Annotated in this window: 27 protein-coding genes; all 27 read left to right on the forward strand. The window is 45.0% G+C overall.

All coding sequences use genetic code 11. The features are described from left to right. Positions 1 to 213: 213 nt before the first annotated feature. The 27 genes from AC3WTJ_RS00200 to AC3WTJ_RS00330 all read left to right on the forward strand — a co-directional run bounded on the left by AC3WTJ_RS00200 (position 214) and on the right by AC3WTJ_RS00330 (position 21,017). A complete protein-coding gene (locus tag AC3WTJ_RS00200; protein ID WP_492520056.1) occupies positions 214 to 1,086 on the forward strand; it encodes a hypothetical protein in 873 nt (290 codons plus the stop codon). Next, the gene (locus tag AC3WTJ_RS00205) at positions 1,079 to 1,495 is read left to right on the forward strand and encodes a replicative helicase loader/inhibitor (protein ID WP_492520057.1); all 417 of its coding nucleotides are present in this window, start codon (positions 1,079 to 1,081) and stop codon (positions 1,493 to 1,495) included. Before AC3WTJ_RS00200 ends, AC3WTJ_RS00205 begins: the two co-directional genes overlap by 8 nt. Next, the gene (dnaB, locus tag AC3WTJ_RS00210) at positions 1,458 to 2,870 is read left to right on the forward strand and encodes a replicative DNA helicase (protein WP_492520943.1); all 1,413 of its coding nucleotides are present in this window, start codon (positions 1,458 to 1,460) and stop codon (positions 2,868 to 2,870) included. Before AC3WTJ_RS00205 ends, dnaB begins: the two co-directional genes overlap by 38 nt. A 111-nt stretch (positions 2,871 to 2,981) precedes the next feature. Further along, positions 2,982 to 3,266, forward strand: coding sequence for a hypothetical protein (locus AC3WTJ_RS00215; RefSeq protein ID WP_492520058.1), 285 nt, complete (start codon positions 2,982 to 2,984; stop codon positions 3,264 to 3,266). A gap of 617 nt (positions 3,267 to 3,883) precedes the next feature. Further along, the gene (locus AC3WTJ_RS00220; RefSeq protein ID WP_492520059.1) at positions 3,884 to 4,156 is read left to right on the forward strand and encodes a hypothetical protein; all 273 of its coding nucleotides are present in this window, start codon (positions 3,884 to 3,886) and stop codon (positions 4,154 to 4,156) included. A gap of 1 nt (position 4,157) precedes the next feature. After that, positions 4,158 to 4,385: a hypothetical protein gene (locus tag AC3WTJ_RS00225; protein WP_492520060.1), complete on the forward strand. Its 228-nt coding sequence runs from the start codon at positions 4,158 to 4,160 to the stop codon at positions 4,383 to 4,385. Positions 4,386 to 4,478: 93 nt separating this feature from the next. After that, a complete protein-coding gene (locus tag AC3WTJ_RS00230) occupies positions 4,479 to 4,868 on the forward strand; it encodes a hypothetical protein (RefSeq protein WP_492520061.1) in 390 nt (129 codons plus the stop codon). Between the two features lie 341 nt (positions 4,869 to 5,209). Next, positions 5,210 to 5,668, forward strand: coding sequence for a hypothetical protein (locus AC3WTJ_RS00235; protein ID WP_492520062.1), 459 nt, complete (start codon positions 5,210 to 5,212; stop codon positions 5,666 to 5,668). Positions 5,669 to 6,303: 635 nt separating this feature from the next. Beyond that, positions 6,304 to 6,849 carry a site-specific integrase gene (locus AC3WTJ_RS00240; protein ID WP_492520063.1) on the forward strand — a complete coding sequence of 182 codons (546 nt, stop codon included), beginning with the start codon at positions 6,304 to 6,306 and terminating at the stop codon, positions 6,847 to 6,849. Positions 6,850 to 7,109: 260 nt separating this feature from the next. Next, positions 7,110 to 7,481 carry an HNH endonuclease gene (locus AC3WTJ_RS00245; RefSeq protein WP_492520064.1) on the forward strand — a complete coding sequence of 124 codons (372 nt, stop codon included), beginning with the start codon at positions 7,110 to 7,112 and terminating at the stop codon, positions 7,479 to 7,481. Between the two features lie 9 nt (positions 7,482 to 7,490). After that, positions 7,491 to 8,186, forward strand: a complete 696-nt coding sequence (locus AC3WTJ_RS00250) for a DNA-methyltransferase (RefSeq protein ID WP_492520065.1) — start codon at positions 7,491 to 7,493, stop codon at positions 8,184 to 8,186. A gap of 153 nt (positions 8,187 to 8,339) precedes the next feature. Then, complete coding sequence (locus AC3WTJ_RS00255) at positions 8,340 to 8,930, forward strand: P27 family phage terminase small subunit (protein WP_492520066.1); 591 nt, start codon at positions 8,340 to 8,342, stop codon at positions 8,928 to 8,930. Beyond that, the gene (locus AC3WTJ_RS00260; RefSeq protein WP_492520067.1) at positions 8,923 to 10,698 is read left to right on the forward strand and encodes a terminase large subunit; all 1,776 of its coding nucleotides are present in this window, start codon (positions 8,923 to 8,925) and stop codon (positions 10,696 to 10,698) included. The genes AC3WTJ_RS00255 and AC3WTJ_RS00260 overlap by 8 nt, the downstream gene beginning before the upstream one ends. 24 nt (positions 10,699 to 10,722) lie before the next feature. After that, on the forward strand, positions 10,723 to 11,991 hold the full coding sequence (locus AC3WTJ_RS00265) for a phage portal protein (RefSeq protein WP_492520068.1): 1,269 nt from the start codon (positions 10,723 to 10,725) through the stop codon (positions 11,989 to 11,991). Beyond that, positions 11,992 to 12,792: a head maturation protease, ClpP-related gene (locus tag AC3WTJ_RS00270; RefSeq protein ID WP_492520069.1), complete on the forward strand. Its 801-nt coding sequence runs from the start codon at positions 11,992 to 11,994 to the stop codon at positions 12,790 to 12,792. Further along, the gene (locus AC3WTJ_RS00275; protein ID WP_492520070.1) at positions 12,789 to 14,048 is read left to right on the forward strand and encodes a phage major capsid protein; all 1,260 of its coding nucleotides are present in this window, start codon (positions 12,789 to 12,791) and stop codon (positions 14,046 to 14,048) included. Before AC3WTJ_RS00270 ends, AC3WTJ_RS00275 begins: the two co-directional genes overlap by 4 nt. Positions 14,049 to 14,081: 33 nt before the next feature. Continuing rightward, positions 14,082 to 14,537, forward strand: a complete 456-nt coding sequence (locus AC3WTJ_RS00280; protein ID WP_492520071.1) for a hypothetical protein — start codon at positions 14,082 to 14,084, stop codon at positions 14,535 to 14,537. A gap of 61 nt (positions 14,538 to 14,598) precedes the next feature. After that, positions 14,599 to 15,138, forward strand: coding sequence for a phage gp6-like head-tail connector protein (locus AC3WTJ_RS00285; protein WP_492520072.1), 540 nt, complete (start codon positions 14,599 to 14,601; stop codon positions 15,136 to 15,138). Beyond that, positions 15,138 to 15,611, forward strand: coding sequence for a phage virion morphogenesis protein (locus tag AC3WTJ_RS00290; protein ID WP_492520073.1), 474 nt, complete (start codon positions 15,138 to 15,140; stop codon positions 15,609 to 15,611). The genes AC3WTJ_RS00285 and AC3WTJ_RS00290 overlap by 1 nt, the downstream gene beginning before the upstream one ends. 4 nt (positions 15,612 to 15,615) lie before the next feature. Next, positions 15,616 to 15,963 (forward strand): hypothetical protein, encoded by a 348-nt coding sequence (locus AC3WTJ_RS00295; RefSeq protein ID WP_492520074.1) that lies wholly within the window; start codon positions 15,616 to 15,618, stop codon positions 15,961 to 15,963. Further along, positions 15,947 to 16,435, forward strand: coding sequence for a phage neck terminator protein (locus tag AC3WTJ_RS00300; protein ID WP_492520075.1), 489 nt, complete (start codon positions 15,947 to 15,949; stop codon positions 16,433 to 16,435). The genes AC3WTJ_RS00295 and AC3WTJ_RS00300 overlap by 17 nt, the downstream gene beginning before the upstream one ends. Next, positions 16,432 to 17,451: a DUF3383 family protein gene (locus AC3WTJ_RS00305; RefSeq protein WP_492520076.1), complete on the forward strand. Its 1,020-nt coding sequence runs from the start codon at positions 16,432 to 16,434 to the stop codon at positions 17,449 to 17,451. The genes AC3WTJ_RS00300 and AC3WTJ_RS00305 overlap by 4 nt, the downstream gene beginning before the upstream one ends. A 14-nt stretch (positions 17,452 to 17,465) precedes the next feature. Next, on the forward strand, positions 17,466 to 17,864 hold the full coding sequence (locus tag AC3WTJ_RS00310) for a phage structural protein (protein WP_492520077.1): 399 nt from the start codon (positions 17,466 to 17,468) through the stop codon (positions 17,862 to 17,864). A 13-nt stretch (positions 17,865 to 17,877) separates the two neighbouring features. Then, positions 17,878 to 18,171, forward strand: coding sequence for a hypothetical protein (locus AC3WTJ_RS00315; protein ID WP_492520078.1), 294 nt, complete (start codon positions 17,878 to 17,880; stop codon positions 18,169 to 18,171). After that, entirely contained in the window at positions 18,140 to 18,334 is a 195-nt protein-coding gene (locus AC3WTJ_RS00320; RefSeq protein WP_492520079.1) for a hypothetical protein, read from the forward strand. The genes AC3WTJ_RS00315 and AC3WTJ_RS00320 overlap by 32 nt, the downstream gene beginning before the upstream one ends. 58 nt (positions 18,335 to 18,392) lie before the next feature. Beyond that, positions 18,393 to 20,522 (forward strand): phage tail tape measure protein, encoded by a 2,130-nt coding sequence (locus AC3WTJ_RS00325; RefSeq protein ID WP_492520080.1) that lies wholly within the window; start codon positions 18,393 to 18,395, stop codon positions 20,520 to 20,522. A gap of 6 nt (positions 20,523 to 20,528) precedes the next feature. Beyond that, positions 20,529 to 21,017, forward strand: coding sequence for a phage baseplate protein (locus tag AC3WTJ_RS00330; RefSeq protein ID WP_492520081.1), 489 nt, complete (start codon positions 20,529 to 20,531; stop codon positions 21,015 to 21,017). Positions 21,018 to 21,025: the final 8 nt, after the last annotated feature.

Here is a 21,025-nt window from a genome sequence, read left to right on the forward strand (position 1 = left end):
CAGTAGGTGGTCAGGATATATTCGAGAAACCTTTAACAAAATCGGGTATTAGCGAATCAATTTGGCAGTTAAGAGAAAAAGATCTTGATACGTTTAATAAGCGCATAAATGAATACTTTTCTATAGCTTACCCTGGATTCTCTGTAGTCGCTATCGAGTATCCTGTTATCTACTTGCGTGACGATCGGAGTCCGCGGAGGAGATGACTCATGAATGCCTGACAACCATATAATTCCTATCTCTAACGGGCTTTTTGAACACAGAAGTCGTTTAGGTCCTGCAATTTGGGAGTTCCTCTGGTGCATTGATGCAGTAAGTACAGAGGAAGTCGATGAACTTGGTGTGCATTGGGGGCTTGTTCATGGAGGGGCGCCAATAAAGCATGAAAGAATTGCTCGAGAAATTGGATCTAGCCAAGTAACTGTTCAACGTAACATGACCACTTTGAAGAACCAGGGATACATAAATTCAGTCAGAACAGCACGTGGTGAGATCATAAAAGTGGCTAAAAATAAGAAAGAAACGAACCGTAAGAGATACATCAAAAATGATAGATCACTCGAAAATGATACATCAAAAATGATAGATCATAACGAGAGATACATCACTTTTGATAGATCAGATGAAAGTGATCTATCAAAAGTGATAGATCTAAAAGACTTTAAAGATCTTACTATTACTACTGCTATTATTTATCCAGAATTTGAACCCGAGAATAAAAGCCCGTTACTACAATTGTTGGATGCTTACTGCCAGCTTAACCAGAAGTTTGACATTCACGTTAAACAAAAAGAGCGCGAAGCTATGGGTAAGATGGTCGCCGGAGGTATGCCAAACCCTTTTACCATCCGAACTATGGAGATCCTCCTTGAGGAAAAGCGTGAACGTGAAGGGGAAAGATTCAAGCTTCCATCCAGTTTTTTGTATTACGAGAAAGGGATTTGGGAGGCTTGGGAAAACGAGAATGTTCAAACTATGCCTGTACCGTCAGGTGAAGTAGCTACAGGTAAGGATCATAGAAACAAGCAATTACGAGCTTTTGATATGCTGGATCAAATCGCAAGGGAGGGACGAAAGCGTGAATAGAACGGAAGTTGCCCAGTTGCTCAAGAAGATTAAGGGGAAGTACCCAGGATTTCAGATTCCGGTAGATTTTCAAGTTCTACAATCCATGGTGGATGAATGGTTGGAAGACCTAGCACACACGCCAATCGAGGTAGCAACAGAGAATCTCCGCAGGCACTCAGATAACGCTACTCAATGGCCGCCAAGCATCGGACAACTTAAACAGCCACTAAAAACCGAAGAAGACTTGTATCACGATAACATGAAGAGATCAGCTCAAGAATTCCTTGCTCAAAAGGACGAGTGGATAAAGAAATCAGTTGGTCCGCCTGATCATATTAAGTCCATGATGAGCTTGCCGATTGAGGAAAGATTGGAGGCAATCCAGATATATGCAAGAAAGAATGTTGGACGAGAAACTCAGTGCTGAGCAAGCAGTACTAGGAGCAATATTTATCGAAAATGAATCGATTTCGCTTGTTGCTGAGAGGCTTGTACCTGATGACTTTTTGGAACCAAAGCACCGTGTCATCTACGAGTCCATGATTGAACTCTACGATGCAGCTGAGACGACTACACCAATTGATTTGCTTACGGTAGTAAATCACTTGCAGCGTCGTAAGCAGCTTGAACATGTTGGTGGCGTGACCTACCTGTCTGAGTTAGGGAATGCGGCACCGACAGCTGCGAACGTCGTTTACTATGCCAAGCTTGTTCTGGATTCATCGTTAGAACGGAAGACACGGTCTGGTATGCAAAAGATCTTTCAGAATAACGATTTGAATGCAGAAGAGATGGCAGCTGCAGCTCAGCAGGTAGCGGAAGAAGTAGTCGAACGATCAGCAAACAAACAGGGTGGATTCAAGCGGATCGATCAAGTCAGCATGCAAGTATTCGAGCAAATCGAGAAGAATAGTGCGAATCCTAATCAGGGGGGCGTCACAGGTATCCCATCCGGATTCGATGACTTAGACAAGCAGACCTCCGGTTTTCAACGTCAAGACCTTATAATCATTGGCGCTCGGCCATCAGTTGGAAAAACAGCGTTTGCTCTTAACGTAGCAAGGAGCGCGGGTATAACAAGCAATGAAACAATTGCAGTGTTTAGTCTTGAAATGGGGGCAGCGCAGTTAGTGCAGAGGATGCTGTCTGCTGAGGGACACATTGATGCGAGCCGCATGCGAAGCGGAGTAATGGAGAGCGACGACTGGGAGAAATTGACGATGGCAATAGGCGAACTATCAAGGTCAAACGTGTACATTGACGATAGCCCATCGATTACCGTTAATGAGATTCGCTCCCGTTGCCGTCAGCTTAAAAAAGATACGGGATCACTTGGAATGATTCTGATTGACTATTTACAGCTTATCAGCGGTGCAGGCCGTAGCGAGAACAGACAACAGGAGATTTCTAAAATCTCTCGTACGCTCAAACAAATAGCACGAGAACTGAATGTACCGGTTATAGCCCTCTCACAGTTAAGCCGTGGTGTAGAGCAACGGCAGGACAAGCGTCCCATGATGTCGGATCTCAGGGAATCGGGTTCTATTGAGCAGGACGCCGACATTGTTGCGTTTCTTTATCGGGATGACTACTACGATAAAGAATCCGAGAAGAAGAACATTATCGAAATTATTATTGCCAAGCAACGGAATGGCCCAGTTGGCACTGTCGAACTTGCATTCTTAAAGTCATTCAACAAATTTGTAAACCTAGATAGATCACACCAAGAGTCGATCATCCATGAGAAGTCTATACTTCCCGAAAAAAAGATTTACCAAAATTCTCGGAAAGGAACGGCCTAAATCGAAAATGACGCATGAAGAGTACAACGAAGATAATCAGGCAACTATTGAGGATTATATCAAGGATTGTATGGACCAAGAACCTAATTTTAAAAGGAGTGAACGGGGATAATGCAAGTGTCTATTTCTTTTCAAAGAGATGGAAACGGAAATTATGTGGTTCGTTACAATCGACAAACTATTGTTGTTTTGGGTAGAGCTTTCAAACGGCTTTCAGGAGTAAGTGAACAAACTGTGGTTGGTAGTAAGTATGTAGAATACAGCAGTATTCCAAACTACGGATTTATTCAAGAACCAGTAGTTAGCATTAGTCAGGAAAAGAAGATTGAAGATATGACTATTGATGAATTGTGGGAAGTGCTAGATCGGGAGGGTATTCAGATTCATTCCCCCTGAGGCATCACAATGAATATTGAAGGACATAAAAAGGCCACCTTTACCGGATTGGAACGGCAAAAGTGGCAAGGGGAGAAAGCGTAGGAGCGTTTTATAATTTATGCCAAGAATACGGTGAATGTCGTAGTTAAGGGCCTATTTTGGTTAGCTAAGGTGATTTAATCTCAATAAGTAAAGAATTCTTATTACTCTGTTCCATATTCTCCAAGAGCTTAATAAGTTTAAGAGCAGCTTGCCACTTTCTTTGTTCAATGCATGCCTGCACTATCTCAATGAGGTCTTGCTGGGTGGTAATGTTGTAGTGTTTAATCTAAATTCACCTGCCTTTGAAGAACTAAAAAAGCCACTTTTTCTTTTGAAAGCGAAAAAGTGGAGAAGGGCTGAGTTTGACAGTATTAATATATTCCATTTTTTAAAATCGTTACCCATTAATAAGCCCATCTTTGTTAGATGATGTAACCTGTCCATATCTAATAAAAAAGAGCAACTTCACAGCAATAGCAAAGTTGCTTTCAATGGCCAATATACCTGTTTTCATTATATGCACTATACAGAATTTTAACACCTAATTATCCGTTGATTGTTGTTGAATACTGAAATACATGTGAGGAAACGAAATGAGCAGCGCAAGTAACTTATATGCAATTAAGCTTATAGAGCAAACGCTAAAACCCATGGTCGAATACAGAAAAAGAGACATTTCGAAAATGGTAATGAATGTAACGGCATCCTCTCCTTTAGCCGAACAAGGTTATGTGGATACAAAATATGGTGTACTGGTTGTTGTAGGAAATGAACATCTTCAGAAAGGAAGTTCCTACATCATAGAAGCCACTAGCAAGGGGAGTACGTTTGGATGGGTAACACGAAAAAAAGAAGGAGGCAATTAAGATGGAGATTAGTGATGTAGAAAAATTAAAAGCATATGGACAGCTAAATCAATACTTTGCACAGTCAACAGAGATAAAACCAACTGAAGAGATGGCAGCAGCTGCAGTAATACAACTATGTAGAACTTACGGTGCTGAAAATGAAGAAGAACTTATGCAAAAGGCCCAGCCGGAACTAATAGAATATTATAAAGAAATGAAGTCAGGTATTTTAAAAACTGCACAATAGAAAAAATCCTCTGCGTGTAACCTTGGCCGGGCCCGCAGAGGATTAAGTAATTTCTTCACACCAATTATACAATAAACATGGGGTGTGTGGAATATGATGGTAGCCGAAATTGAAACAGATCAATTTTCATTATTTCCAGTGGCGAGCATTTCTGAAATTAACAAAATGCGTAAGGATCTTTCCAGATACAAAAAAGCGAAGAAAACAAAAGAAGACTTGGAAAGACATCACAATAGGGAAGTGCTAAATAGTTCTGATGTGTATTGTCGACTTATTGCAATGGTTAATAAGATTGACAGGGCATTTAACCTGATATTGGATGAAGAGGTAAAGGAGATTATAGAATACCGATTTATTCAGGGTCATGATCGAAGCGACACCATATGCAATTTCAATTTATGCGAACGGTCGATTGATAGAAAGATATTAGAAGGAATAGAATCGATCGCGAATACGTTCAAGTTATGGGAAGAACTGCATTAAAAACGTGTCTGTAATCTTGCAAGAATCAGTCGCATATCGTTCCGCAATCCCAACTTATGAAAAGGTACAGTTATAGATAGAAATACAGTCAGTTTACTGATAAATTTCTGCACTAATTCTGTACCTTGAAATTTTCATAGGTCGTATGAAAAGCCCGTCGGGCGAAGTAGTCAGGGAATAGTAGGTGCGGTATCCGAGGGGATCTCGGAGGTTCAGATGCCTTGCTCTGGAAAGCGACTCAAAAAAATTAAAATCCAGTAAAATTAAACACAAAAAATTCCGATAATTACCAAAGAGTTGCCTAACAAATAAAAATAGGGATTTCGGGGAGTGGGAATTAGTTGAAAGTAATTAAGTTATCCGCAATTGCATTAGTTTCTTCAGCTTTGCTATTTAGTGGTTGTACATCAGATGGGGGCAAGGGAAACTCGCAACCTGTAGTATCAAATGTAGGTGTTGTTATGCCGGATAATACATTCTTACAGTATGAGAAAGGCGAGACCAAAACTTATGGAAGTAATACTTCAGATCCTGATCCTGGGGATTCAGTAGTATATTTTTGGGAATTCTTCCGCGCTAACGCAAACGAGGAATGGAAATTATATAAAGAGGGAAAAGAAAATCCAAAATCAGTAAGTTTCACGGCTCCTGAAAAGGGGAGCTATCAAGTTGGTGTTGCTGTAATGGATAGTCATGGGGCAATTGGTAGCACCACAAAGGAACTAACTGAAATTGTGCCGAAAAAAGGGTACTATAATTTATTCAAGGAACTTCCTGATATGAAATCAAAAGTAAAGTAGATTATTTAGGCACCCAAATTAACGGGGTGCTTTTATTATTTAACTTAATGAGCAAAGCGAAGTGTATGTCTTTATTTGAAAGACACTTAGTTCCTTTTGTTCATACGGCTACCATGAGCAAAAGAAAATAAAATATATTGGTCTGTTTTTCCGACAAATAAACAGACAAAGTAAGCTGCGACAATCGCGGCTATTTTTTTAGTTGCAAAAGCCCCTTACTATTGAATACTCCGTGCCTCCCCAATTTCAGTCATGCGACGCATGTTGGGCATGTTTTCAGCTCACCGGCAGGGGGAAATGCCGAGACGCGAACTGACTCCTTTCTGCTGTGACCAGTGCAGCTAAGGTACGGATCCTGGCGGCAAGGGCGTAGCCGAAGAAATAACGCCCACTTTATTTGTCCTTTGCTCATCACATCGTGTAAAACCTCGGAATGATGCGGAGGGGATGAACGTGTTCGACATATGGGAGATATGGATTATGGCCGAACAATACAAACATTCAATAGAGGTGATGAATATGTTCAATTTGATTCTCAAATGGATGATACGCCATGCAGCATTATTGCCGGTTCCAATGAGACTAGAGAGAAATAGGGCTGAACGAAGGCGACTGAAAAAAGAAGGTTGGATCATATGAATTTCGTACAGCCAATTCGAGATCCGGAGATCATTTCAGACATTAAGAAGAGGTTACGGGCAGAGAAGGAGATTAGGAATTATATCCTTTTCGAAGTCGGAATTAACACTGGATTACGCATATCGGATATTCTACAGCTTAGGATTCGGGACCTAAAAAAAAGAGAGTTGTATTTGACGGAAATTAAGACAGGTAAGCAAAAAAGCTTTGAAATGAATCCAGAAGTAAGAAAAGAACTTCTCGCACTTGTACGTGATTGTGATGATGACGAATTTTTGATAAAGAGTAGGCAAGGCATAAACAAGCCACTAAAACGAAGCATGGCTTATAAGATCCTTCGCCAGATTGCTCGTGAATATAAGCTTGATGCCATCGGTACACATACGCTGAGGAAAACATATGGGTACCATTTCTATCAAGCCAGCAAGGATGTTGCGATGCTGCAGAAGATTTTCAATCATTCTGATCCAGCTTTCACACTTCGATACATTGGAATCATCCAAGATACGGTTAATGCAGCAACAAAAAGATTTAGAATTTAGATCACATAACCATATTTAGCAATTGTGTAACTCAAATTAATGAAAGCCGAGATCCCTTGTGCTGCATGGTTTGGGGGCGTAGTTTGAGTTAAACACAATATAAGATATGGGTAAGTGGTCATTTATGCATTCTATGCAAAAAAACGACTGTTAATAGTGTGAATAAGTCGAATATAAGTGGGTTTTTATCAATAAAATTAAGGCTGTAGTATCAACACACCTTGTGGATATGTGCATGAATATTTATACATAAGTGATAAATGAGGGTGATTAACATTGTACTGAAAAAGTTTTGTTGTAAATCAGGATGCACCAACCTTACCGAAGCAGGCTTTTGCAGTGATCATAAGGAGCAAGCGGCCATTAATGATAGGCTGCGAGGATCAGCGGCAAAGCGGGGGTATGACAGTCAATGGCGGAAGGCTCGCGTTTATTTCCTTATTAAGCATCCTCTCTGCGTGCACTGTGAGAGAGAGGGAAGCATTGGCGCAGCCACGGTAGTCGATCATATCAAGCCCCATAAGGGTGACAAGGCTTTGTTCTGGGATCGGAACAACTGGCAGCCTCTATGCAAGAAGCATCATGATATCAAGACTGCAACAGAGGATGGTGGCTTTGGGAGAGGGGGTTAGTTATATAAATTGAATCTTAATGAAATATTGAAAATGGACTGCATTGAAGGTATGAAACAAATTGGCAATCAAACCATTGATTTGGTTGTCACTGATCCTCCTTATCTCATGAACTATCAAAGCAATATGAGAAAAGAAAAGTTTGATTTCATTCACAATGACAGGAATTCACACGATCTTATATCAAAATATTTCGAGCAATGTGCCAGGATTATGAAAGATGGAACTGGCATTTATTCGTTCTGCAGCTGGCATCATTTTGACTTTTTTAAATCGGAATTTGAAAAACACTTCAAACTTAAAAACTTGATTATATGGGTGAAGAATCATCATGGAGCAGGAGATTTAGAAGGAGGCTATGCTCCACAGCATGAGCTTATTCTATTCGGTCACAAAGGAAGACATCTGCTTCGTGGAAAGAGAATCTCGGATGTAATCCATCATGCAAAAGTTGTCCCCGCCGATATGGTACATGCTACAGAGAAGCCAGTTGGCCTAATCGAGACGCTAATTAAAAAATCAAGTGATAAAGGCGAGATCGTATTCGATGGGTTCATGGGATCGGGTACTACTGCAGTAGCATGTTTGAACACAGACAGGCAATATATGGGGTTTGAAATGGACGATCGATATTATGAGACATGCATAAGACGAACAACAGTCGGCTATAGCCATCAAATGGATCTTTTTAATATAGATACGTAACAGGGGTGCGAAATTTAATGGTCCATACAGTTCCTAAGGGCTTAGTAGGGTAGGGGGGGGCTAAATCTCTATAGCTCTCGCCTTTGTAGACCGCGTGTCCCTTTTTTCGCGTAAAAACTCCCCATATAACTTTTTAGGCAGGAGGTGACAAGTTTGCCCCGAAATGGACAACCCATTGATTTGGTAATTGCAAACGGAAATAAGCATCTAACCAAAGCCGAGATTCAAGCGCGCAAGGACGGCGAAATTAAGCTTGGCAAAAAAGATTTAGACAAAATGAAGCCACCAGCCTACGTAAAAAATGATGCGGTGGCTTTTTCATATTGGAAGCAGCACATGAAAGAGTACAAGGATGCGGCAGATCAGGGAATTGAACTCATCTCATCTTCTGACATTGGGATCCTGTCTCTTTACTGCCAAACATGCGCTGAGTATGAACGGCTGCTTCGCTCCTATCAGCGAATTGATGAGATTGCCAAAGATGTACAGCCGCTTAATCAATTCATCTTTGAAGACGAAAACGAGTATCGCATGAAGGCGATGATGAGCCTTACAAATATCCTCTCCATTGAAGGGCTGCTACGGATTGAGACGGCGATTAATAAAAAGATGGACATGCTTCTAAAAATGCAGGACCGGCTTTTCCTAAATCCATTGGCTAAAGTGAAGAATGTAGCCAAACCGAAGAAGAACGATAAGCCGCCGAGCCGATTCAGCAAGTTCGGTGGTGGTCAAAGTGGATAATTATCCATTCCATGCCCTTACTGAAGACGATCGCGTCACACGTTATGCGCTGGATGTTGTGAATGGGCGGCTAGATCGGCGCGTTGGCAAAAGCGAAATCCAAGCGTGCCAGCGGCATCTGCGGGATTTAGAGCGGCAGGGCACAGATGAGTTTCCGTTCCTCTGGCATCCTGAAAAGGCACATGAGTTGATTGAGTTCACTGAAACGCTGACGTTGGCAGAAGGCGAAGATCCGCGCCCGATAGAACTCTGGGGGTTTCAAGATTTTATTCTTGGCTCTTGGCATGGCTGGCGGAAGTATTCTGGCCATCGACGATTCCGAACTTCGTATGTACAGGTTGCGAGGCAAAACGGAAAGTCACTCATGAACGCGGTACCAGCGATCTATTACGGCAATTTTGACGGTTACCAATATCCACAAATCTACTGTACCGCCACGAAAGAGCTTCAGGCGAAAATCGTACTTGGTGAATGCATCAAGTTTATTAATGCGGACCCAGAACTGTGCGGCAACGAGTATGAAGATGGCCTTTTCAGAGTCAAGGAATATGCCAACCTGATTGAGTGTAACGTGACCAATGGGAAAATTCGTGCACTGGGACGGGACACCAAATCTATTGACGGCTTCCGTCCATATTTCGCCTCTGTCGATGAATACCATTTACATCTGACGAACCAAATGTACAAACTGGCGACGGACGGAACCAAGAAGCTGCTTCAATGCCTTATCTCGGTCATTACGACGTCGGGCTTTGAACTAAATTCCCCGTGCTACGAACTGTACAAATACTGCAAAGGCATACTAGCTGGTGCGTTTGTGGACGAAACACAGTTTGTGTACATCTGTGAATTGGATAAAGAGGACATCGACAGCAAGGATGGCATCTGGATTCCAGAGAACTGGGGCAAAGCCAACCCCTTATGGACCGAGCAAACGCTTGAAAGTTTGCAGGCGGATGCGATTAAGGCCAAGGAAATGGGCGGCGAAGAACTGCGCAATTTCATGACCAAATCGCTCAACATCTGGGTACAGCATGCGGACAATCAATACATGAACGTCGAACACTGGGCAGATGCAGCCACCGACATGACTTTGGAGGATTTCCGCGGGTATGAATGTTACATGGGCCTTGACCTTTCCTCTGGTGGTGATTTAACGTCTGGCGTACTGGAGATTCCATTTGTCGTGAATGGCGTGCAAAAGTACTATGTGCATTCCCACAGCTTTATTCCTCTCGCGAGAGTCGCCGAGCATATCCGAACCGATCACGCGCCATATGATATGTGGATTCAGGCGGGATTGTTGACGACAACTGAAACGATGGGCGGCGTTAAAACAGATTACAAGTACATTTTGATGTACTACAAGGAACTTATCACCAAATATGGCTTGAAATTAAAAGGCATCGGTTATGACCCTCATAACGCAGATGCTTTTTTAAGTGATTTGGATGCTACGTTTGGCGTGGACTGTGTCGAGATTGTGCAGAGTGCACGCAGTTTGAACGATGCGACCGTCGATTTCCGACTGGAAGTAGAAGCTGGAAACGTGATCTATGACAAGAAAAACCATCTACTCACGTGGTCCATGGTGAATGCCAAAACCGAAAGTAACAGTTTTAAGGAAATCAAGATCATGAAACACACCCAAACAAAACGGATTGACCCGGTCGATGCGGTTATCGACGCTCACAAACTGCTATTGGCAAGCATCAAAAAGCCAAGCGCTAATCCGTATGAAAAACGCGGCATGCGAAGCCTGATGTAAAGATGGAAGGGAGGTGAGAGAAGAGTGAATTTGCTTCAGAAGGCGCGATTTCTATTTTCGAATAATTTTGACGACATGGTACAAAAATTTCTTATCGGCGACGACGAAGTCCGCATCCCATCAACGGGTGTCGGCCCCTTATCCACGACCGCCGCCATGAAATATTCGGTGGTATTAGCTTGTCTTCGTGTCCTATCCGAAACGATAGCCAGCGTGCCCGTGCAGCTCTACCGCAAGAAAGAAGACGGCGACCGCGAGGCGCGCAACGACTTGGCGGTTTATGATATTCTGCATAATCAGCCTAATGAGGAAATGAGTCCTTTCAATTTTAAAGAGCAGTGCATGATTCAACTCAACACCGGCGGAAATTCCGTCTGTGAGCGCCTAGTTGACCGAAGGGGCAACCTGGTTGGACTGTATCCCTATCAGCACCAACAAGTCGCAATCGGGCGCAACAAAGACACGATGAAGCTAGAGTATAAGGTTGGACCCAAGACGCTCACGCGTAACCAGGTATTTCACATTCCTGGGCTAAGTTTAGATGGTGTTATCGGGATCTCCCCGATCCAGTACGCTTCCTCTGCGATTTGGCTCGGTCAAGCGTATGAAAAATTCGGCGTGAACTTCTATAGGAATGGCGCAGCGCCAAGCGGCGCTTTTTCGTTTGAAGGCGAACTCTCTGACGATGCTTTTAAACGGTTGAAAGAAGAACTGAAGCAGAACTACCAAGGCACAATCAATGTAGGGACGCCGATGCTGCTAGAAGGCGGCGGGAAATATCAGCCCTTTGTTATTGCTCCGGCCGATGCGCAACTGATTGAAAATAAGAAATTTCAAATTGAAGATATCTGCCGAATTTACCGTGTGCCCTTGCATCTCGTACAGAACTTGGACAAGGCAACCAATAACAATATTGAGCAGCAATCTTTGGAATTTGTCATGTATACAATGCTGCCATGGTTCAAGCGTTGGGAAGAAAACATTAATATGCAACTCCTAACACCAGCCGAACGAATGGCTGGTTTTTATGTGGAATTTAAAATTGATGGCCTGCTTCGCGGAGATGCTAAAAGCCGCGCTGAATCGTATGCGCTCGGGCGACAGTGGGGTTGGTTATCGGTCAATGACATTCGTAAACTGGAGAATCTTAGCCCAATTCCAAATGGCGATATTTACTTAGAGCCACTGAACATGAACGAGGCTGGAAAACCGAAACCGGCAGGCAAATCCAGTGACACGAAAGCACTTGTCGATGAGATTTACAAGATGATAACAGAAAGAGAGGTGGCATAAATGTCGTTTTGGAGCTTCCGAAATGTGGGTGAGGATGGCGAAGATGTTGAACTGCGCATTCAAGGTGAAATTGTCAGTGATGATGACGCCTGGATTTATGAATGGTTCGAGATCCCTGCTGCCTCTCCCAATGCCTTCCGCCAGCAGCTCACTGAACACAAGGGGAAAAACCTGACGATTTGGATCGACAGTTGGGGCGGTGATGTATTTGCAGCCGCTGGGATGTATAACGCGATTAAAGAGCACAAAGGCAAGGTCACAGCCAAGATTGATGGCAAAGCAGTTTCCGCTGCTTCCGTCATTGCAATGGCAGCGGATGAAATACTGATGAGCCCGCCCAGCATCCTCATGATTCACAATCCATGGACCGGCGCGAGTGGGGAAGCCAAAGACATGCGGCATACCGCCGACGTGCTAGATGAGGTCAAGGAGACAATTATTAATGCGTATCAGGCGAAAACAAACCTGAGCCGTAACAAGCTTTCTAAATTAATGGATGAAGAAACGTGGATGAGCGCGCGCAAAGCGATGGCGGACGGATTTGCTGATGGCATGTTGTACGACTCGAGTTCGACCGTGAATGACGAACAACCACCCGTCGAGAATTCATCTTCGTTCAGTCGTGTAGCCATCATGAACAGCGCAAACTCGGTGATGTCTCGCTTTTTTGAGCAGTGGAAGAAAATGCAAGACCATAAGTCAAATAAAAACGATCCTGCTCCGGCAAATAGCCACAGCGCGGATGCATTTAAAATGCGCGTCAAAGTACGCGAATTACAAAACAGGAGGCACGCACTATGAACAAATTAACCCAGCTTTTGGCCAAACAGGATGTACTGCTGAAGAACATGCGCGCATTGACAGACAAAGACACCATGTCGGATGAAGATATCACGAACTATGAGAGCATGGAAAAGGAATATGACAACAACGAAAAACAGATCGTATTCCTTCAAAAACAGGCCGATCGTGAAGCCAATGATAAAGCGCCAGTGAACAAGCCCGTTTTGGATTATGTGAACGAGTCAATGCCAAAGCCATACAAAAACTTTGCGCAGCAGCTTCTCGATATTCGCGATGCAGCCAATGGAAATATTTCGGAAAACCTACGTACCGTTCAAAATGCCATGGGCGGAAACTCGGGTACTGGTGCTGACGGAGGCTTTGCCATTCAGACTGATTTCGCGGGACTTATGATGGATTCAGCAGCCAAAGCTGGCGACATCCTCCCAAAGGTGGACAGCTACCAGGTCACGGATGGTTCCAACTCAGTCAAATGGGTGGACATTGATGAAGACGATGTCAGTTCGTCAGTGTTTGGAGGCGTTAAAGTGTACTGGGCATCTGAGGCGGGTACCGTTGCAAAGTCCCAGCCGAAGTTGGCAGAGAAAGAACTCAAGCTTGAGAAGCTGATGGGATTTGCTTATTCCACCTATGAGCTTGATAGTGATTCCAGCTTTGTGAACACACTATACACAAGAGCGTTCCAGTTGGGCATTCAGCGCGCACTTGAGGGCGCTATTTTATCTGGCGATGGTGTCGGCAAGCCACAAGGGATTCTTTCTAGCGGCTCCCTGGTTTCCATTGCAAAAGAAAGCGGACAAGATGCTGGATCTATCAAATGGACAAATCTCTCGAAAATGTACAACCGCGTATTGAACAAGTCGAGAAGCATTTGGCTGGCTCACCCGGATGCGCATGAGCAGTTTGATTTCCTTGATTTCCCGGTTGGAAACGGCGGCGTTCCGATTTATCTGCCAGCATCGCAGGAAGGTACAATTGATGTGCTTCGCGGTCGTCCGATCGTGGACAGCGATCATTGCTCTGCACTCGGTACGCAAGGCGACGTCAATTTTGTTGACCTTTCCCAATACATGCTCGCATATAAAGGCGGCGTAGATGCAGCAACATCCATTCACGTGCAGTTCTTGACGGCTGAAAACTGCTTCCGCTTTATCTTCAGAGCTAATGGTATGCCGAAACAAAATAAGAAACTGAAAATCAAAAACTCCAACAATCTGCGAAGCTCGTTCGTTACACTCGATACACGCGGATAAAACAGCACGTAATCATTTCAAAGAGCCGTTTTAGTGAACGGCTCTTATTATAAGGAGGAACCCTCTATGTTTACGAAAATTTCCGATCGATTTCGCTCACGTCCTTTACTCGATGCCCAAAATACGGCAGCTGCCGCCCAAGCCTACGTAAAATTGACGCCTGGCACTATGGGCGCAACGCTTCGCGCGATCGTCACCAAAGGCAACGCCGCTGATTTAGTGTTATCACTGAAATATGCAGACAGTGCAGGTGGCCAGAACGCAGCAGCCTATCCTGTTGATGTGCCCATCTATGTAAATAATGTTCGCAAAGCAGATGGCAAGGCGGCAACCATCACCGGCGCAGCAGGTAGTTCGATCATTGATTTCTGTATTGATCCGGCGGCAATCCCAGACGGCAAGTTTGTCGGTCTTTCGTTCGCCGTTTCCAATGCAGCAACCCTAATCGCAGCAGAAGTGATTGAAGACGTCGCCTACCGAACTAGCTAACTAAAAGAAGCCGGAAGCCGCTTGAAACACTTCGAGCGGCTTTTTATTTGTGGAGGAAACCATGCTGACCTCAATTGCCATAGCTAAAAAGTTTATTCCAGGTGTTGAAGACGACTTGATTGGGTTTGCCCTTCAAGCAGCTTCCGTCGCGGTCGAAACCTACTGTAACCGTTCACTCGCTCTACTTACCAAAACGGAACGTGTGAATGGTGTTGAAGGCAAGGAACTCTTGCTTCGAAATTACCCAGTTCAAACCGTCTCATCGGTTCGTCATCACGAGACTTTAATTGAAGACTTTGATATCGTCCAGGAGCGCGGAACGTTGATTCGTACCTGTGGTTGGCTCGGGAGAAACCATACACTCGAAGTGACCTATACTGGCGGTTATGTCACCGACGAACAAGCAACGGAGGAACTTCCCGCTAATTTGCCCAAATCCATTGAAACGGCTGTGATTTTACTCGCGATGACCTTTTTGCGAACGCCTGGCGTTACTTCGGAACGTGTAGGCGACATTGCTGTCACCTATCAAAGCGAGGGAGATAACCTGCCTGGTCCCGTTCGTGCGCTGCTATCTCCCTATGTTAGTAGGAATGTGTAATGGCACCAAGACGAACACGAAGCCGTAGAGCTAACGTTGAAATCACGGAAAATACCTTTATGCCCTCCATTTTAAAGAAATTAAGGGCGCTAACCACACAAGAGGTTCATATTGGGGTCGAGAGCGATGCAGAAACCGCGATGATTGCCGGTATTCTCGAATATGGTTCAAGAAAAATGAACATCCCAGCCCGTTCGTTCATTGGATCAGGGAAAAAGAAATCAGCGGCAGCCATATCTAAACTGGTGCGCAAAGGCATCACGGAGCTTGTGCATGATCAAGGGGATGCACGCCGTTTGCTCATTAACATTGGCACAACGGGCAAGGATCGGACGCTGAAGAACTTCGATAAAATCAAATCGCCGCCGCTTAGTACCATCTATGCCAGGCGAAAAGGATCAAATAAGATTCTCGTCATGGAGGAACATTTGCGTAAATCAATTACGTTTGTCGTGGTGAGAAAAGGAAGGTGAATCCATGATCAGGTTTCAGTCCGTCATGCGGAAATATGAAGTGGCCTATGACCTTCTCGTATTAGGGCAATCGGGCCGCGATGGTGACGGCGTCTATCGAAAAGGAGAACTTGAAAGGTCAACGCTCAAAGGTGTTATTCAACCTCTAGGGGCGAGACTTCTTCAAGGTGAAGGCGGAAGATACACCGAAGACGATCGCGCGCTCTACACGGCGTACAAGCACGAGAATAGCCACATTGTGGAGTATGAGGGTAAGCAATACCGTGTGATTGTGGATGGTGATCGTTCGGGGCAATGCGACACCAACAAATATATCTTGAAACGGGTGACGACACATGATCCCCTTCCGTAGTATTCGGTCTTCCATCGTCCGGGGGCTTGCGACGGCAACAGGCTTGCCTCTAATAGAAATGAACGATAGCGGACCTGTGGATGCGTACCCGTACATTACCTACGATTTCGTTGAATTTCCCGGCACAGCGCTAGGATTGCCAGCGGAAGCGTTTGACGGTACCGTGAAAACACTCACGGAAACGATAGAGTTTACTGTGTCGTTTCATTCCTATGCGGCTTATAAGGACGAGAGCATTGAAAACGCCCTAAAAATCCGTGAATGGCTACTAACCGAAGGTCGAGAGATTCTCAGTTCTTCCGTCAATGTGGTTGTGATCCGCGCCGGACCCGTTCAAAACCGAGATGTGATGATTGGAAATGAATGGGAGCGCCGACACGGGTTTGATGTGGAAATGCGAACCATGAATACGATGCAAACCGCTGAATTCAGCATTGATTCAGCGGACATTCAAAGGAGTGAATGCAATTGACAAGCTCGAAAAACGACGTCATTGTCGTGATTGATATTCAAAAACCCACCCCGAAACTAGGTTTTGGGAAGCCACTCATTTTAGGCGCCAACGCGACAGGAAAGGCGTATAAGACATACTTGGATCTAGACGCCGTAAAAGTGGATTATGGCACGAGTACGGAAGAATATAAAGCTGCTGCTGCTCTTTTCGGACAGGGCGACGACTCACCGGCTGAGATTGCCATCTATGCTCGTAAAACGGGAGCAACGCCGGAAACACTAGAAGACGCACTATCGAAGTTGTTCTTACAGGACTGGTACTTTCTAGTGACAACAACAACAACCATCGACGATATTACAACCATTGCGGAAGCTGTAGAGCAAGATGACAGTCGGCAGTTCTTTGGACGGACCAGTTCGGCAACAGACTTGGCGGAAATCCTTGCCGAGAACTACACGCGAACCACCATGTTTTATCATACAGCGCAGGAAGTAGCCAAGTATCCAGAAACGGCATGGATTGGTCGCGCCGGATCAGCGCCTGTTGGCAGTGTCACATGGAAATTTAAAAAGCTAACGGGCATCCTCCCCATGGACATTGACGCTACCGAACTGGCCAACATTCATGCAAAGGGCGGAAATACATATGTACTTAAAGCTGGCGATCCTGTGACAAGCGAAGGAAAAGTTGTTAGCGGTGAGTACATCGATATTATTCATGCCAAGGATTACATCCGAGCATCCGTTGAATATGCCGTGCAAAAGTTGTTGAACGCATCACCAAAAATTGCTTATGACAATAACGGGATTGCGCAGCTGGAGAGCACTGTGAAAACCGTTCTTCAACGGGCTTATAATCAAGGCATGATTGCCTCTGATGAAACAGGTAACGGAATTTACGCCACGGAGTTTAAAAGCCGGGCGGATGTAGATCCCGCAGACCGGGCAGCGCGCGAATACAACGAAGGAAAATTTAGCTTTGAGCTTGCTGGAGCGATTCATCAAACGAAGATTCGCGGGATCATCAAAACCTAAGGAGGGCATATCCGATGTCAACAACGAAAACGTATGATGTGAACAATGTCTCTGCTATCGTGGATGGCGTGTATTTAACTGGGTTTTCTGATACGCCAGTGACGGTTGAAAAAGACGAAGACAACTATACGGTCAAGGTGGGTGCACAGGGCGACGTCGTTCGTGCAAAAGTCAATAACAAGCTCGGGACCATTAAAGCAACGCTGCAACCAACAAGCCCCCAAGTCGCTTTTTTAGACGGCCTAGCCAACAGCGGCAAACTAGTACCCATTACCGTCATTTATGCAGGTGATACGCGGGAAACATCAACTGCAACAGAAGCTTTTGTGAAGAAACCTGCCCCGCGTACATATGGTGCAGAAGCAGAGGACCGCGAGTATGAATTTCAATGCCTTGATTTGAAAATGGAATAGGAGACGATGACATATGAATTTTAAACAAAAGAACTTCACTTCTTGCGCAGGTAACACTTTTACTTTCCAGTTCCCAGGTATCCGCACAGCCACACAAATTCGTGATCGAGTAAAAAATAAATTTGGCGTTCCACAAGAAGAAAAAATTGCGGAAGAAATGCTGAAAACAGTCATTGTGGAGCCAAAAATGAAAATGGAGGACTTCTCCTCCATGAAGGAATATGACGAAGTTGTCGGTGCAGCCTACAAATTCGCCAATGGAATGGATGATGACGATGACAATCTCCAAGAAGGAAGCTCGAAGTAGGGCTGAAGCCAATTGGTTCCAGTGGCGATTAGTTATTGGCGGCGTTATTCGCTACAGTGAACTGGATTTATTAGATCCGGATGACATCCTTGAAGCAAACGCGGCACTGGACATCCATATTGAACAAGAAAAAGCAGCAGCAGAAAAGCATAAGAAAAGGTAAAAAGGGCGCCCTACAGGGCGTCCTTTCTCATTCCCGTCAAAAGAAAGGAGGTAGTATCATGGGCGTGGTGAGTAACCTCATGTACGCGGTCGGGTTTAAAATTTCCGATAAAGCCATTAAACAAGCTGACAATCAAGTCTCCTCATTAACTAAAGGCGTGGTTGCATTTGGCGTTGCGGCCGCTGCATCGATGGCCGGTTTTGGTATAGCTGCCATACATGCATCCAGCGAATTTGAAAAATCGATGTCCAAAGTACAGATGGCGACAGGGGCCAGCGCCGAACAGATGGCTGACACGAGAGAGATTGCCAAAAATCTCTATTCGCAGAATTTTGGTGAAGACTGGAACGATTTGGGCAATGCTATTTCCACCGTAAAGCAATTCACCAAACAAACAGGGTCTGAACTTGAGGAAACAACCAAAGAAGCTTTACTCATGCGAAATGCTTTCGGATATGAGGTACCTGAATCGGTCAAGACCGCCGATACCATGATGAAAAATTTCGGAATCTCATCGAAAGAATCCTTTTCATTGCTGGCGCAAGGTGCGCAAAATGGTTTGGATAAATCAGGTGAGTTGCTGGATACCGCGAACGAGTATGCGCCGCAGTTTAAGTCACTCGGATTTTCAGCGAATGATATGTTCGACACATTCAGCGCGGGACTCGATGCGGGGGCGTTTAACCTAGACAAGGTTGGGGATGCCGTCAAAGAGTTTAATATCCGTGCAAAAGATGGATCGACCACAACGGTGCAAGCCTTTAAAATGTTGGGCCTTGACGCAGATAAGATGATGCAAACCTTTGCACACGGTGGTCCAGAGGCTAAGAAATCATTTTCACAAATCATGCAGATGATTTCTGATATCGAAGACCCTGTCCAGCGAAATACAGTCGGCGTCTCATTGCTCGGTTCACAATTTGAAGACTTGGAAGCACCAGTCATTGCCGCACTCGGCACAGCGCGCAAACAATTCGATATGACGAAAGACAGCATGGACCAGGTTAACGAAATCAAATTTACCTCACCAGGGCAAGCCTTTGGCGTACTTGGCAGGCAAATTGAAGTGGGCATCCTTATTCCTTTTGGCGAAAAATTGCTTCCTTACCTGTCTGAATTCGGTCAATGGATGGCGAGCCATCAACCTGAAATTATGGCTGTAGGTGCAGCGCTCGGAGATACGCTTGGCGGAGCTATTTCGCTTACGGCGGACACGATCGGATTTTTGGCTGGCAAAATGGACTACATTATACCCGCTATGGCCGGTCTTGCCGCCGTCATTGGTTATGCCATGATTCCGACATTCACCGCATGGAGCATCCAGTTATATCTTTCCGCTGCCGCTGGCTGGGCGGCTGTAGCCCCGTGGCTGCCGTTTATTGCAATTGGTGTAGCGGTCGTTGCAGCAATCGTCGGCATTGTGTACGCCTTTAAACATTGGGGAGAAATTAGCACTTGGCTGAGTGAAAAGTGGAGTCTGTTCAAAGATTGGATTGTCGGCGTATTCCAATCGATCGGCGACTTCTTTGCAGCGTACTGGCCCTATGCGCTGGCGCTGCTGGCAGGTCCTCTAGCCCCCCTTGTAATGCTTGTCATTGGTTACTGGGATCAAATTAAATCCTTTACGGTTACAACTCTAACGGAAGTCGGCGACTTCTTTACGAATACTTGGAGTAATGTCATGAACTTTCTCACGGGGATTGACTTGTTTGATATCGGAAAAAACGTTATCCAAGGCTTAATCAACGGGATGAGCAACATGGCCAGTAGTGTGGGAGACACCATTAAAAATATTGGCAGCGGAATTACAGACGGCATTAAAGACTTTCTCGGCATTCATTCGCCTTCGCGTGTAATGATGGAAGTCGGATACTACACGGGTGCAGGTCTGGCCGATGGGATTTCTGGGACGGAATCCATGGTGTCACAGGCTTCGACGGATCTCGCCAGCGAAGTGACAGATGCACAAACTCAGCATCTCCCACCAGCACGCGCAAGCGCGTCCGTAGGAAACGAGAGTGCGAGCGCTGGAGGAAATTCACAACGGATCGAACTCTTCCTTACGGTCAAAGTGGAAGGCGAAACAACCAATGCACAAAACCTTGGTGCGAGTATTGTCGGCGAGGTCAAAGAGATTGTGCAGGATATTATTGATAGTTCAATTCGGCGTGCAGCGCTAGGAGGTTGATGTCAGATGGCGCTTATCAATGGGATCTACATCACGGTAGAGACAGAAGATCCTTCCTATGAAATTGACATGACCGAGCAGCCCGTAGAAAAAGGGGCTAATATCGCGGATCATGTTCAGCCGAAAGCAAAAGGCATGAGCATATCCGGCCTCATAGTTGGTGATGACGCTGCCCAAACCCGGGAGGCATTAATTGGACTCATGAACGCAGGTTCTATCGTTCAGTACGATGGACGAAATTTTTTCGTTGGTCTAATTCAATCTCTTTCAACCAAGCATGACTACACGGTCGCCAATGGCTATACGTTTTCCATGACGCTCAGAGAAATCAAAATTGCGGAATCCTCTTACGTCGACGAGCTTCCAGCACCCGTTCGTGCAGCGGCGGCACCCGTTATTAGTTCGGGAACCAAACAAAAGAAAAAGTCAACCAAGGGCAGTGAAAAAGAAGTTGAGAAAGTTACTTTCAAGGCAGGCAGTCCGTGGGCGACATGAGGTGATGA

The sequence above is a fragment of the Paenibacillus sp. FW101-FHT12H11 genome (assembly GCF_058790355.1).